Source organism: Pseudanabaena cinerea FACHB-1277, assembly GCF_014696345.1.
GTDB classification, from domain to species: Bacteria; Cyanobacteriota; Cyanobacteriia; order Pseudanabaenales; family Pseudanabaenaceae; genus Pseudanabaena; species Pseudanabaena cinerea.
In genome coordinates this window covers 11,653-24,945 of the sequence record NZ_JACJPY010000032.1, presented here as the reverse complement: position 1 = coordinate 24,945, position 13,293 = coordinate 11,653, and the positions used below count along the sequence as shown (strand labels likewise).

The following is a 13,293-nucleotide window of genomic DNA, read 5'->3' as shown; positions in this document are numbered from 1 at the left end:
GGCATATTGTGTATAGCATTTTAGTGGTTTCGCGATGCCGCCAAGGTTACAAGTTAAAGATGAAGATTGCTCACCATTGGGGCTGTATGTTCTGCAATACCTAGAGGAGCAGAATATAAGCATGAACCATTTAGCAGAATTGGCAGGTGTGCCACAGCCAAGGCTAAGGGGTGCTTGCTTCAAAGGAACCTGCCCTACGCCTGAGACCTTGACAAAGCTGGCTAAGGTCATGGGCAAACACCACTTAGAGCTTTATACATTGGCTTATCAAGGACGCATTGAGCAGGTTCCTGAAGATGTGGATGATAATTTGCTAGATATTTTAATCAGGCAAATGCTAGAAACAGCGCGTGAGCTAAATCTCGCTATGCCCATAACGCAACCAACTAAAGCCAAAATCCGTAAGGCGTTGATTGAGTTGGGCTTTCGAGAAAAACGGGAGGATTAGCTCTCAGCCTTGCCTGAAGGCGATCGCCTCAGTAACTAGCTGGGCAGTGAGAGGAGCAAATAAAATGCCGTTGCGATAATGCCCTGTGGCGAGGATGAGATTGTCGTAATCGCTCTTGCCAATTAAGGGAACTTCCTGTGGTGCATGGGGACGGAAACCCCACCAAGTTTCGGTGATGGGCATGGCGGCGATCGCTGGATAAATATTAATAGCATTGTTTAATAATTGGGCGATGCCTGCGGCGGTATTGCCTTGGCTAAAGCCACAATCTTCAACGGTTGCGCCGATCACAATTGTGCCATCCTGACGCGGCACAATGTAGCAACTGGGGCCATAAATCACCCTTTGCAAGCGGCGATCGCCGTCAAAAACTGAGAGCATCTGCCCCTTGATCGGTTTGATCGGTAATGGCAACAGCGATCGTGTCCATGCGCCCGTTGCCAAGATATAGCGATCGCTTTGCATTTTGCCGTTACTAGTTTCCAGATGCGTTACTCGCTCTCGCTCCCTTGCTATGGCATGAACGATTGTCCCTTCTAAAATTTTGATCGATAGCGATCGCGCCGCCATTAATAGCGCTTGCATGAGCTTCCGATTATTTACCTGTCCGTCATGGGGCAACCATAGCGCTCCCTTGACAATATCGCCTAGCCCTGACTGGCGGCGGTGTGCCTCTTGGAGATCGATGTAATGGGGGTGCTGTAGGCGGCGATCGTCACTGGCAATAATTGGCACAATCATGCCGCAGCACCAATAGCCACAGTCTAACCCTGACAATTTCATAATATTGGCAATCCATTGAGGATAGAGATCGCGACTGCGGATGCCAAAATCTAATAAATCACCCTCTAGCATCTCCGCTTCGGGGGCAAGCATTCCCGCCGCCGCCCATGTTGCGCCCTGACCACAGCGATCGCGCTCTATGATCGTCACACTTGCCCCCTTTTGCGCGAGAGCGATCGCCGATGCTAGACCAATAATTCCCCCACCAATTACCAAAACATCCGACATAACTACACCTCGAAAATAAATTGTCCTAATTGCTAATTTTAGGTTTTGAATAGGTTTTAAATAGATCTTGGCATCCTAGGACACCCCAAAACTCAGAAAGTTGACTTATTATTAAATATGAGTAACAAAACTTATTAAAACTTAAAGGTCAATCCTATGAAAGCTAATACAACTACTAGATTCTTACTCAACGTCGCTGGTGCAGCGATCGCCACATCAAGTCTACTATCTAGTTTGCCCGCTTTAGCCAATGATTGTCACTCCTCTAGCTCCAAGAAAATGGCTGAAGCTGTTGCTAAGCAAGAACCTAACATTGTTGAGGTTGCTGTTGCTAACGGCTCTTTTAAAACCTTAGTTACTGCTGTTAAAGCCGCAGGGCTTGTAGATACGCTCTCTGGTAAAGGACCTTTCACCGTATTTGCACCAACCGATGCTGCCTTTGCCAAATTACCTAAAGGAACTGTCGAAAAACTACTAAAGCCTGAGAATAAAGCCACTTTGGTTAAAGTTTTGACCTACCATGTTGTGCCAAGTAAGGTTTTGTCCAAGGATATTAAAAGTGGTACTGCCTCAGTGAAAACTGTTGAAGGTGGTTTGATCACAGTTACTAAGTCAGGCAAGAGTGTCACCATCAACAACTCCAACGTGGCGATCGCTGATGTGAAAGCCAGCAATGGAGTTATCCATGTAATCGACACTGTACTTTTGCCCCCTGACTTGAAGTAATAACAACTCACAAAAATGTGATTACACTTTTGTGAATTGAAAACCAAATCCAGTAAGGTTGTTCAATAAAGAAATGTCTACGCCATTTCTTTATTTTTTATAATGCATACTTCCTGCAAACCTAAGAGCAAATGGGGCGGAGCAAAGCGCCGCCCTACTTGTTTTTAACCTATATTTCACAGCGAGTCGCGATTACGGCATAAAAAGGATCGCTGCTTGCCATGCCCAGCATTGCTAAAAAAGGCGAACTGGGCGTTACATTTGCCACTAGTTCAGGCTTGGTAAAACCCTTGGGAACCGATGCGAAATAATTAAATACTAACCTTGTGCGATCGCTTTCCGAGCCATCCCGCCATGCTTGAATTGCCTTTTGGTAAAACATCCGATTAGAAAAGCTGATAATGGCGATGCCCCCCACCTTCAGCACTCGATGGATTTCTGCAAATACAACTTCAGGATATTGCAAATACTGCACTGAGACGATGTTAATCACTGCATCAAAGCTTTGATCGGCTAGGGGCAGGATTTGATTTTGATTGAGGTTCTGCACAAAATAATGATCTAGGCGCGGATTTTTGGCTAATTCTTCAGCATTGAGTCCATGCCCTTCCACATGGGCAAATTTCATATCGGTGGGCAAATGCGACACCCAACTACTCATTAAATCAAGGATGCGGCTATTGGGGGTTAGTCTTTGACGATAAAGATCGGTGAGTTGCTCAATAAAGCGATCGTCCACATGATTAACGAAGCGCGGATAGTCATAAAACAAGGCATCATCGGCATTATCAAGCTTAGTGCGCTGTTGGTTTGAGAGTTTCATGATGGAAAAGCAATATCTAGCAATTTGTCTATACCAAATTATGATGCCATTTTTAGCAGTAAGTCTGCATCTAGCAAAAAGACGGTTTGCAATTGTTCAGATTTTTTGAGGGATACTTGCATCATGTGGCTGGCAATACCAAGGGTGTCGCGATCGCGATATTCTGACGGTACTGGCTGCAAAATATTTAGCGGCACATCCTGCACATTTGGCAAAGAGGCGATCGTCAGCCCATACCAGCCTTGCCGCCCTGCAAATATCACCAAAAAGCCCTGAGAAATTGCCGATTCTTTGCCATAAATCTTTTTATACAGGTCAATTACCAAAACTTCTCGATCCTCATAGGTCGCTATTCCCAACAACTTGTCGCCACTGCGATGAATCTGTGGCAAAGGAATAATCCGAATAATGCTATCGATTCCCATTGCCAGATTGAGATTTCCCATCGTGAAGATCAGGAACTTGAGGGTTTCTTCTTTTTTTTGATTAATGAGCATGGCTAATAAATGAAGCTTATAGAGGCTTTGAGTAGTACAGAAATATTTCTGAGTCTATTACATGGCTGGGTGAAAAGCCAAACTTGCAGACAAAAGGATTGCCACCTTGTTACTCCGCAAATTTTCAAAGATTGTCTGTTTTTTAGCTAGGCGCAAAGCGCTGTAACCTGTTTGTCAATTAGGTTGATCTTGGGTTGCGACTCCATTTCCATCTGTCGCTTCAAACTTGGTGCGCGGCAAGGCTGCCACGATCGCATCAAGAACTTTGGTAACAGTCACAATTTCCATTCCATAATCTTGCATCACCTGCATATTCGGAACGATCGCTTTTTTGAAGCCCAATTTGGCTGCCTCCTTTAGTCTTAAATCTAATTGAGGAACGGGGCGTACCTGCCCACCTAAGCCCACCTCGCCGATGAGAACAGTGCGCGGATCAACGGTGCGATCGCGAAAACTAGCAGCCACAGCGATCGCCACGCCCAAATCCACCGCAGGCTCCGCCACGTTCAAGCCACCCGCCGAAGCAGCATAGGCATCTAACTTTGATAAGGGAATGCCGATGCGCTTTTCGAGAACTGCCAAAATTTGTAAAAAGCGATTAGTCTCAATCCCTGTGGTGGTGCGGCGCGGCGACGAGTAACTAGTGGGACTAACGAGGGCTTGCAACTCCACCACAATCGGGCGGGTTCCTTCACAGGCAACGATAGTGGCAGTCCCTGGCACAGACTCATCACGGTTGCCGAGAAATAATTCCGAAGGATTTGATACCTCTCGCAACCCCCGATCAATCATTTCAAATACGCCGATCTCTTGGGTTGCCCCAAAGCGGTTCTTGACCGAGCGCAGGAGTCTATGGGTGGCAAAGCGATCGCCTTCAAAATAGAGAACAGTATCTACCATATGCTCCAAGACTTTTGGTCCTGCGATCGCGCCTTCCTTGGTGACATGACCAACGATAAAGAGGGAAATATTCTCCCGTTTGGCAACACGCATCAGGGCGGCTGTACATTCCCGCACCTGCGATACTGACCCAGGAGCTGCATTGAGATTAGCAAAGTATAAAGCTTGAATGCTGTCAATCACGGCAACTTTGGGGCGCAAAGATTGTAATTCTCGCAGTACGACTTCCAAATCGGTTTCTGCTAACAAATACAGACTTTCAGAATCTTCTTCAGAAATTCCCAAACGCTGCGATCGCAATTTCACCTGCTGGGCAGATTCTTCGGCACAGACATAGAGTGTGGGATAGCGACACATTAATTTCTGTGCCATTCCCAATAGCAATGTACTTTTGCCAATGCCTGGCTCACCGCCGATCAGCACTAGGGAACCTGCGACAATGCCACCGCCCAATACCCGATCTAGTTCTTCATAACCTGAAGGCGATCGCGCCTGTTGATTATCAGTAATTTGTGAAAGGGTGAGCGATTCGCGGGGAATATTTTTACTTGAGTTTTTACCTGAAGATTTGCCCGTACCAAGATTGGCAAAGGTGGCGATCGCATTTGTGTTTGTGGTCGGGATAATTTCTTCTTGCAATGTTCCCCAGCTAGCACAGCCAGGGCATTTACCATACATTTGCGGGAAGTCATCACCACAACTATTACAAACATAACGAGTTTTTGCTTTTGCCATAGTAGTGCAAGCACGCTCCCTTAGGGGATCTGGATTTCGATGGTTTGGGTTTAACTAGGTGTTTCAAGTACCTTTAAATAATCCTTGAGGTTTAAATAGCAAGACACAGATCATAATTACTAAACCAATGCCGAGCTTGTAATCTGTACCGATACAATATTTTTGCAATTCCCCCAGGGCGACGGGGCAGGTGGTGGCAACTTCTTGAGAAATACCGACAATAAATGCTCCTGCGATCGCACCGTAAGGATTACCGATGCCACCCAAGATGACAGCAGCAAATATAGGTAGGATCATGAACCAGCCCATATTCGGACGCAGGTTGGTGATTAGTCCGTAAATGCTGCCACCAAAGGCGGTCATGCCCCCTGCAATCACCCAAGTCCAAAGAATAACAGCATTAACATTAATACCTGACACCTTAGCCAGTTCAGGATTATCGGCAACTGCTCGCATCGCCTTACCAATCTTGGTGTTTTGCAATAGATAGTGCAGTGCCGCAATAATAGCGATCGCCGCGATAATTACGACAATTTTATTGCGCGTAATTGCCACATCATAAATATTAATCGCGGGGAAAGTCGGCAGATCATACTTTTGCGGCTTTGCCCCCCAAATCAGCACGATCGCATTGCGGATCACTAGCGCCAAACCAATGGAGACGATCATCATCGTGGTGGTAGTGGCACGTTTAGCTCTCAGGGGTTGCCACAGGATTTTTTCGCAAATCAGCACCACTAATATCGAAAGCAGGCTCCCAATGGCGATCGCTAACCAAATATTGATTTTGAAAGTGGTATTGGCAAAAAAGGCAAAATAAGCGCCTAGGGTAAGGATATCGCCATGGGCGAAGTTAGAGAGACGGAGAATACCATAGGTAAGGGTTAATCCAACAGCCGCTAGAGCAATAATACTACCCACAGCAATGCCATCAATAGTTGATTGCAGAACTTCTATCATTAAATTTTTTAGATTACAGATTTATTTAATTTTGAAGCGGCGCGAAGCGCCGCTTCAAAATTATGCTGATTCTTGATTAGATTGATGTGGCAATTACGAAGCCAAGAATACCGATGAAAATGACAAGGGCATAAAATTGTGCCTTACCGTTTTCAAAATATTTCAAGCCTTCGCCAGAAACCACTGTCACAAAACCAGCAAGGTTGACTATGCCATCGACAATCTTGGCATCAACCTCTAGCACCTGACGGGCAATGCGGCGCGATCCTAAGACAAAGACAGCATTGTAAATTTCGTCAATGTACCATTTGTTTTTGGAGAGAAGATAGAGCGGTTGAATGGACTTGGCGATCGCACTGGGATCGATCTTTTTCTGCATATACATCAAGATTGCCAGCGAAATACCGATCAAGCCAATGCCAATGGAGCTACCACCCATCAATAAAAATTCGGGAGTAAAGCCTTCCACAGGCACTTCACTAATTACTTCAGAGGCAGGATGAATAAAGTACTCGAAGTAATTGCCCAAGGGTGTGCCGACTAAACCAACGGCGATCGATGGGATCGCCAACATCATCAGAGGGAATGTCATCGTGATCGGTGACTCGTGAGGCTTGCTGGCATGATGATCGCTGTGGGATTTTTCCTCGGAAGGTTCTTTGCCCACGGAGTTTTCAGCCTTGACCATCGCCAATAGCTTTTTGTCTGTCCCGCGAAAATTGCCTTCAAAAGTAGTGAAGTACATACGAAACATATAGAAAGCGGTGATCCCCGCCGTCACAAAGCCGATCGCCCACAATACGGGGTTGGCGGCATAGGTCGCCCCAAGGATCTCATCCTTTGACCAGAAACCTGCAAAGGGAGGAATACCGCTAATTGCCAAAGTGCCGATGAAGAAGGTAATCGCTGTAATTGGCATATATTTCCGCAGTCCACCCATGACGCGCATATCTTGGGCAAGGTCGGGATCATGTCCCACCACTTCCTCCATGCCATGAATGACGGAGCCAGAACCCAAGAACATCATCGCCTTAAAGTAAGCATGGGTCATCAGGTGAAATAGCCCTGCGCCATAGGCTCCCACGCCCATTGCCATAACCATGTAACCCAATTGGGACACGGTGGAATAGGCAAGCCCTTTTTTAATGTCATTTTGGGTAATCGCAATACTTGCGCCTAAGAAAGCGGTAAATGCCCCTGTCCAAGCGATCGTATTCATTACCGTAGGAATTTCTTCAAATACAGGGAACATCCGCGCAATCAGGAATACGCCAGCCGCAACCATCGTTGCCGCATGGATTAATGCTGAAATCGGAGTGGGACCTTCCATCGCGTCAGGTAGCCAGACATGGAGGGGAAACTGTGCCGACTTAGCGGCGGGTCCCATGAATACCAGAATTGCAAATAGGGTGGCTAAGGCGGCGCTAATTGCCCCTGACTCAATCAATTCGGTGAGTCTTTCGCCCATTTCCACAAATTCAAACGTGCCTGTTGCCCAATACAAACCAAGTAAGCCTAGCAATAGTCCAAAGTCACCCACGCGGTTGGTGACAAATGCCTTTTGGCAAGCATCGGCGGCTCCCTTGCGATCGAACCAGAAACCAATTAGTAGGTAAGAACACATCCCCACCAATTCCCAGAAAATATATATCTGTACCAAGTTGGGGCTAACTACCAATCCCAACATGGAGGAGGTGAATAGGCTCAAGTAGGCATAAAATCTCACATAGCTGGGATCATGCGCCATGTAGCCATCGGTGTAGATCTGCACCAAAAAGGCAACGCTAGTCACGATCACCAACATCAATGCTGTTAAATGATCAATGGTAAAGCCCATGTTGAGATGGAAGCTACCCGCCTGCGCCCACTCAAAACTATAGAGATAAGGCTCATGCCCTTGAATCTGGCTCCAAAGCAAATTGGCAGATATCACCCCTGCGCCGCCCGTTGCGGATACGCTGAGGATCGACCAAAGCGATCGCAGTTTGTTGGTGGATTTGTTAAAGGTAATCAGTCCTGTGCCGATAATCAATGCTGCGGCGAGTGGCAGCAAGGGGATCAGCCATGCGTATTGATATGCAAAGTCCATAGGTCGCGTTGAAACGCTAAGTTTACTGTAGAGACACTTCTAATCTAGTTAGTTTACTACAGTCAGATCATGGCTGATGTGTTGGTGATGAGCATTGCTACCCATTAAATCAATATTTTAGGAAAAATTAATTCTCTCGTTTTTTGTAGAGGCGATCGCCATTCTGTCAATTGCCCTATGCGTCCCTAAGCAATGTTAGCCAATTAGCCAATCAAAATAAACTACGCTTATGCAAAAGCAAAAAACGGCATAGCCATTTCTTGCTTTTGTATAAATACCGCAAAAAATCCACAAATTAATTTATTCGATCGTGCGGGTTAGCAGCACTGGCACTGTTGCATTTACCCTTACATAGTCAGAGACAGAAGTCCCAAGCAAGCGATCAAGATCGGGTAAACTGCGGGCGATCGAAGGGCGACGATCAGGAGAGCCAAGCATTAACAAACTGGCATTCGACTCATCGGCAAGGCGGCAAAGTTCACGACCGACATCACCAGAGCCAACAAACGATCGCGCTGGAATGTTTAGCCGCTTCAACTTAGCAGCAGCCTCGGCTAATACAGGATCGTTACTAGCCGTAGTATCGTCATTCTTCTTCACAATTCTAGCCAAGAAAATCTCCACATCCTTAGCGCCACTAGCCAATTTGATTGCCAAGTCAAGGCTATGGTTAGCCGCCGCCGAACCATCCACTGATACCATCACACTGCGGATCGTCTTAACATATACGTCATCCTTGATCAACAGCATTGGCACATCGGACAACTGAAACACATATTGACTAACGGAGTTTGCCAATATCGCTTGCAAACGTCCCATACCACGGGAACCGATAATCAACAAATCAGCTTTGAGTTCTTCGGCAACCTTACAAACTACATCCTTAGGTTCGCCCTCCTTGAGTAATGGGACAGTGGTGTTACCCGAAGTGAGGCGGAGGTTGTTAATTTCCCTTTCAATAATTTTCTCACCCGCTAGGCGGTATTCTGCCACCGACTCAGAGTTAATCGAATTGGGAATAACGTGCAGTACATTGATCTGTGAATTTTGGATGCTTGGAAAGGCAAGCAGCATATTCAACATTTCCCGCGATCGCCCCGAACCATCCACAGCTAACAAAATTTGGTGTAACATATCGAGCTACCAACTCATCTATAAAAAAGTACAAAAGATCTAATAAAAAGCTTGCTATATCTTGAGTAAAGCGCAATTACAGTGCGATCGCCCTAAATCGTTGGGATTCTTAAAATTTATGCCTAATTGCCAACAAAAAGAGACAGATGATGCCAAGCAGCGCCTATCTCTTTTTGTTATCCTAGCTACAAGGAAAATAGCTTTATCAATACCATTGCAATGACTACAACGCCGATCGCGCCCAAATTTACAACAACCCCAAATCTCAATATTTCCAATAGCCGCCCCGATGCCCTTGGCAGATTTGGCATTTTTGGCGGTAAGTATGTGCCTGAAACCTTGATGAGTGCGCTTACAGAGCTAGAGACAGCCTTTTATCATTATCAAAACGATCCCGATTTTAACAATGAGCTAGATGGCTATCTGCGTGATTATGTGGGTCGCCCTAGCCCTCTATATTTTGCCGAACGGCTAACCCAACATTACGGCACGGCGCAGATTTACCTAAAACGGGAGGATCTCAACCACACAGGGGCGCATAAAATTAACAATGCCCTTGCCCAAGTGCTGTTGGCGATCCGTATGGGCAAAAAGCGGGTCATTGCCGAAACAGGGGCAGGGCAGCATGGAGTCGCCACCGCGACAGTATGCGCTCGTTTTGGCTTGCAATGTGTGATTTACATGGGCGTTCAGGATATGGAGCGTCAGTCTTTAAATGTATTTCGGATGAAACTGATGGGGGCAGAGGTGCGCCCTGTGGAAGCAGGGACAGGCACGCTCAAGGATGCCACATCTGAAGCAATTCGCGATTGGGTAACTAACGTTGTTGATACGCATTACATTCTTGGTTCAGTGGCAGGTCCTCATCCCTACCCGATGATTGTGCGCGATTTTCACGCAGTCATCGGCAAAGAGAGCCGCCGCCAAAGTCAAGAGAAATGGGGCGGGTTGCCTGATATTCTCCTTGCCTGTGTGGGCGGTGGCTCTAATGCGATGGGTTTATTTCATGAATTTGTGGATGAGCCTTCGGTGCGGCTGATCGGTGTAGAGGCAGCAGGACGCGGCACTAATACTGAATTTCATGCAGCCACTTTAACCCTTGGGCGGGTTGGCGTATTGCATGGGGCGATGAGTTATCTCTTGCAAGATGATCAAGGGCAAGTGCAGGAAGCCCATTCGATTAGCGCGGGGCTAGACTATCCTGGTGTAGGCCCTGAGCATAGCTATCTCAAGGATCTTGGTCGGGCTGAATATTACAGCGTCACCGATCAACAGGCGTTAGATGCTTTTCAGTTATTATCGCGTTTAGAAGGGATCATTCCTGCCCTAGAAACCTCCCATGCGATCGCCTATCTCGAAACCCTCTGCCCTCAACTAAGCAGCGATCAGCGCATTATCATCAACTGCTCTGGACGCGGCGACAAGGATGTAAATACCGTAATTCAGTATCTAAATCTTTAGAGCCTGTAAAGCGTTGTTTGGCAGCACCTTACAGGATTTAAAAACTGCAACTTTACGAAATATGTCTTAAAAGCTTGATTCTGTCGCTAGGATGTCATAATACTTGCCAAAATGTAGCTAAACCACCTCTAAATCGCTCCTCAGTCATACCTATGGATATCAAGCTTATCAATATTGGCTTTGGCAATATCGTTTCCGCAAATCGTGTGGTGGCGATCGTCAGTCCAGAGTCAGCGCCGATCAAGCGAATTATTAGTGAAGCTAAGGAGCATGGCAAGCTGATCGATGCCACCTATGGCAGACGGACAAGGGCAGTTATTATTACCGATTCCAGTCATGTCGTTTTATCAGCAATTCAACCCGAAACCGTGGCTAATCGATTTGTGGTAACAAAAGAAGTTAGCAATGATTAAGACTCCAAAAGATTCTCGGCGCAAAGCGCCGCAAGTCTTTAGCAAAAAAAAGCACTACTTTGTAGCGCTTTTTTTGTTTTTGAACGCAGAGCGTTGCCTCAAGACTGTTTAGACTCAGCATTGTCGACAATGCGCTGGAATAGATAGCCTGTACCCCTTGCTGTGAGAATTAGCTCAGGATTGCTAGGATCTTCTTCTAGCTTTGCCCGCAGTCGGGAAATATGCACATCCACCACACGGGTATCGACATGGCGCTCTGGTGTATATCCCCAGACCTCCTGCAAGATTTCGGCTCTCGAAAAAGCCTCACCCGATCGCCCCACCAACAACTCCAAGAGGCTAAATTCCATACCTGTTAAGCGAATGCGCTCATCAGATTTGTATACTTGGCGTTTGTTAGTATCGATTTTAATCGTGTTGATATGAATGACCCCAGAGCTAGGAATCCCTGAAGTACCATTGCGATCAAAGCGCCGCAGTACTGAACGAATTCTTGCTTCTAACTCCTTGGGCGAAAAGGGCTTAACAACATAGTCGTCTGCGCCTAGCTCTAGTCCTGTGATGCGATCGGCGACATCCCCCAAAGCTGTCAACATAATAATGGGGATATCAGATTCTTTGCGTAGTTCTTGACATACTCCATAGCCATCAAGTTTTGGCATCATGACATCAAGCACAACTAAATCTGGGTTTTCTAGGTGAAAAACTTCGATCGCCTCTTCGCCATCTGCGGCAGTAACAACTTCATAGCCAATCATTGACAGACGGGTTTCTAAAATCCGACGAATACTTGCTTCGTCATCCACAACTAGAATTTTTTCCTTATGGTTTTCCAAGCCAGTGTCCACTCCATTAAGCTGATGCCAAGGTTCGGTAAAATTTTATATTTTTACATATTTATTCAATTAAGTTTACAAGAAAGCGTCCATTACAGAAATAATAATAGGAGTTCAAAGCTCAGCATCTTTAACGCTAAGATGAAAAAACGCTAACAAAAGATCTAGAGTGAAAATCAGACGAGCCTATTTGTTCGCTTTGTTACTCCAGAAAAATCCATGTCAAAAAGCCCCAAAAAAACCTACTATGCCATCCTTGGGGTCACACCCTGGGCAAACGAAGTAGATATTCGCCGAGCCTATCGCGATCTTAGCAAGCTTTACCATCCTGACACCACCCAACTGCCCCAAACAGAGGCTGTCGAAAGCTTTCGGCAAATTAATGAAGCATACGCCACCCTCAGCAATCCTGAACGGCGCAATGCTTATGATCGCCTCATCCAGTTTTCGCGCTACCAATACAGCAATGCCGCCAACCCAAATGTAGCCGCAACACCTAACTATGAAGACTACAAATTGCGATCGCCGCAAAACTTGCAAACAATAGACAATGACGGTTTACCCACCGAACGCCCCCTATCTGGTGGTGAACTATTTGCACTATTATTAATTGGTGGTACGCTATTGGCCTGTTTGGTTCTAGCAATTCTAATAGCTTGGCTACGGGGCGACCCTCTGCTGCCCGATCTGATGCCTCAAATACTCGAATCTTCACCTATATCAATGATGTCTAATCTTATTTATGGCGCTTCCATCCCCAACTACTCCCCTATATAACCATCCCTTGCCAGCCCTCGAAGCATGGCTCAATGCCCAAGGCTGCGATCAAGATCAAAACAATCCGAATGTTTGGCGAGTCACCCGCCCTGCATGGCAAGCCGAAATTGTTATGGATATTGAAGACATTCGTGTACGTTATATCCAAGATGCGATCGGCGGCAAAGAGATCCAACGCGCTTTCCCTTATTCCCTGAGTCGTCAGGATGTCGAAGATGCGATTTTTACAGGTCCCTAACCTAAAGTAGGAATTTGTTAACAAAGTTAGTTGATATTTTGTTAATATATGGTTAACTAAAATGGTTAACTAAATAAGTGAATGAACAAGTTAAGTCATTCCATCAAAGGTTTCTGTAGATTTGCAGTATATTTAGTTTTAGGTCTAGGGATCATCAACCCTAAACACTAGAGAGCCTCCGCATCTCAGGCTAACGCTCTCATTAACAGTCTTTTTCGGTAACTTTGGTTATTAGTCCAAAGAAC

General features: G+C 46.1%; 14 protein-coding genes. 6 read left to right on the top strand and 8 right to left on the bottom strand.

Going from position 1 to position 13,293, the window contains the following annotated elements; genetic code table 11:
• Positions 1-34 precede the first annotated feature (34 nt).
• Entirely contained in the window at positions 35-448 is a 414-nt protein-coding gene (locus H6F44_RS11475; protein ID WP_190351098.1) for a helix-turn-helix domain-containing protein, read from the top strand.
• 3 nt (positions 449-451) lie between these two features.
• Here H6F44_RS11475 and thiO read toward each other — a convergent pair whose 3' ends face one another.
• The gene (gene thiO / locus H6F44_RS11470) at positions 452-1,459 is read right to left on the bottom strand and encodes a glycine oxidase ThiO (protein ID WP_190351097.1); all 1,008 of its coding nucleotides are present in this window, start codon (positions 1,457-1,459) and stop codon (positions 452-454) included.
• 156 nt (positions 1,460-1,615) lie between these two features.
• Here thiO and H6F44_RS11465 point away from each other — a divergent pair, with 156 nt between their 5' ends.
• The gene (locus tag H6F44_RS11465) at positions 1,616-2,185 is read left to right on the top strand and encodes a fasciclin domain-containing protein (protein ID WP_190351096.1); all 570 of its coding nucleotides are present in this window, start codon (positions 1,616-1,618) and stop codon (positions 2,183-2,185) included.
• 169 nt (positions 2,186-2,354) lie between these two features.
• Here H6F44_RS11465 and H6F44_RS11460 read toward each other — a convergent pair whose 3' ends face one another.
• The 6 genes from H6F44_RS11460 to H6F44_RS11435 form a co-directional block, all read right to left on the bottom strand.
• Positions 2,355-3,008, bottom strand: coding sequence for a class I SAM-dependent methyltransferase (locus H6F44_RS11460; protein ID WP_190351095.1), 654 nt, complete (start codon positions 3,006-3,008; stop codon positions 2,355-2,357).
• 38 nt (positions 3,009-3,046) lie between these two features.
• On the bottom strand, positions 3,047-3,505 hold the full coding sequence (locus tag H6F44_RS11455; RefSeq protein ID WP_190351094.1) for a chemotaxis protein CheW: 459 nt from the start codon (positions 3,503-3,505) through the stop codon (positions 3,047-3,049).
• A 174-nt stretch (positions 3,506-3,679) separates the two neighbouring features.
• Positions 3,680-5,140, bottom strand: a complete 1,461-nt coding sequence (radA, locus tag H6F44_RS11450; protein ID WP_190351093.1) for a DNA repair protein RadA — start codon at positions 5,138-5,140, stop codon at positions 3,680-3,682.
• 63 nt (positions 5,141-5,203) lie between these two features.
• Positions 5,204-6,100, bottom strand: coding sequence for a branched-chain amino acid ABC transporter permease (locus H6F44_RS11445; RefSeq protein WP_190351092.1), 897 nt, complete (start codon positions 6,098-6,100; stop codon positions 5,204-5,206).
• Positions 6,101-6,176: 76 nt separating this feature from the next.
• Entirely contained in the window at positions 6,177-8,189 is a 2,013-nt protein-coding gene (locus H6F44_RS11440; RefSeq protein ID WP_190351091.1) for an NAD(P)H-quinone oxidoreductase subunit 5, read from the bottom strand.
• A 300-nt stretch (positions 8,190-8,489) separates the two neighbouring features.
• Positions 8,490-9,323 carry a universal stress protein gene (locus H6F44_RS11435; RefSeq protein WP_190351090.1) on the bottom strand — a complete coding sequence of 278 codons (834 nt, stop codon included), beginning with the start codon at positions 9,321-9,323 and terminating at the stop codon, positions 8,490-8,492.
• A 219-nt stretch (positions 9,324-9,542) separates the two neighbouring features.
• Here H6F44_RS11435 and trpB point away from each other — a divergent pair, with 219 nt between their 5' ends.
• Together trpB and remA are read left to right on the top strand one after the other, a co-directional pair.
• The gene (trpB, locus tag H6F44_RS11430; protein ID WP_190351089.1) at positions 9,543-10,784 is read left to right on the top strand and encodes a tryptophan synthase subunit beta; all 1,242 of its coding nucleotides are present in this window, start codon (positions 9,543-9,545) and stop codon (positions 10,782-10,784) included.
• Between the two features lie 152 nt (positions 10,785-10,936).
• On the top strand, positions 10,937-11,197 hold the full coding sequence (remA, locus tag H6F44_RS11425) for an extracellular matrix/biofilm regulator RemA (protein WP_190351088.1): 261 nt from the start codon (positions 10,937-10,939) through the stop codon (positions 11,195-11,197).
• Positions 11,198-11,295: 98 nt separating this feature from the next.
• Here remA and rpaB read toward each other — a convergent pair whose 3' ends face one another.
• Complete coding sequence (rpaB, locus tag H6F44_RS11420; RefSeq protein WP_190351087.1) at positions 11,296-12,033, bottom strand: response regulator transcription factor RpaB; 738 nt, start codon at positions 12,031-12,033, stop codon at positions 11,296-11,298.
• A 219-nt stretch (positions 12,034-12,252) separates the two neighbouring features.
• On the opposite strand from rpaB, the gene H6F44_RS11415 reads away from it, so the two are divergent.
• Together H6F44_RS11415 and H6F44_RS11410 are read left to right on the top strand one after the other, a co-directional pair.
• Positions 12,253-12,810 (top strand): J domain-containing protein, encoded by a 558-nt coding sequence (locus H6F44_RS11415; RefSeq protein WP_190351086.1) that lies wholly within the window; start codon positions 12,253-12,255, stop codon positions 12,808-12,810.
• Entirely contained in the window at positions 12,776-13,048 is a 273-nt protein-coding gene (locus H6F44_RS11410; protein ID WP_190351085.1) for a DUF3143 domain-containing protein, read from the top strand. Before H6F44_RS11415 ends, H6F44_RS11410 begins: the two co-directional genes overlap by 35 nt.
• Positions 13,049-13,293 lie beyond the last annotated feature (245 nt).

Bases quoted from the DNA above. Each gene is read 5' to 3' on its own strand.
- remA (WP_190351088.1), top strand. From the start codon at position 10,937: ATGGATATCAAGCTTATCAATATTGGCTTTGGCAATATCGTTTCCGCA.
- radA (WP_190351093.1), bottom strand. From the start codon at position 5,140: ATGGCAAAAGCAAAAACTCGTTATGTTTGTAATAGTTGTGGTGATGAC.
- trpB (WP_190351089.1), top strand. From the start codon at position 9,543: ATGACTACAACGCCGATCGCGCCCAAATTTACAACAACCCCAAATCTC.
- H6F44_RS11415 (WP_190351086.1), top strand. From the start codon at position 12,253: ATGTCAAAAAGCCCCAAAAAAACCTACTATGCCATCCTTGGGGTCACA.
- thiO (WP_190351097.1), bottom strand. From the start codon at position 1,459: ATGTCGGATGTTTTGGTAATTGGTGGGGGAATTATTGGTCTAGCATCG.
- H6F44_RS11475 (WP_190351098.1), top strand. From the start codon at position 35: ATGCCGCCAAGGTTACAAGTTAAAGATGAAGATTGCTCACCATTGGGG.
- H6F44_RS11465 (WP_190351096.1), top strand. From the start codon at position 1,616: ATGAAAGCTAATACAACTACTAGATTCTTACTCAACGTCGCTGGTGCA.
- H6F44_RS11410 (WP_190351085.1), top strand. From the start codon at position 12,776: ATGGCGCTTCCATCCCCAACTACTCCCCTATATAACCATCCCTTGCCA.
- H6F44_RS11460 (WP_190351095.1), bottom strand. From the start codon at position 3,008: ATGAAACTCTCAAACCAACAGCGCACTAAGCTTGATAATGCCGATGAT.
- H6F44_RS11455 (WP_190351094.1), bottom strand. From the start codon at position 3,505: ATGCTCATTAATCAAAAAAAAGAAGAAACCCTCAAGTTCCTGATCTTC.
- H6F44_RS11445 (WP_190351092.1), bottom strand. From the start codon at position 6,100: ATGATAGAAGTTCTGCAATCAACTATTGATGGCATTGCTGTGGGTAGT.
- H6F44_RS11435 (WP_190351090.1), bottom strand. From the start codon at position 9,323: ATGTTACACCAAATTTTGTTAGCTGTGGATGGTTCGGGGCGATCGCGG.
- H6F44_RS11440 (WP_190351091.1), bottom strand. From the start codon at position 8,189: ATGGACTTTGCATATCAATACGCATGGCTGATCCCCTTGCTGCCACTC.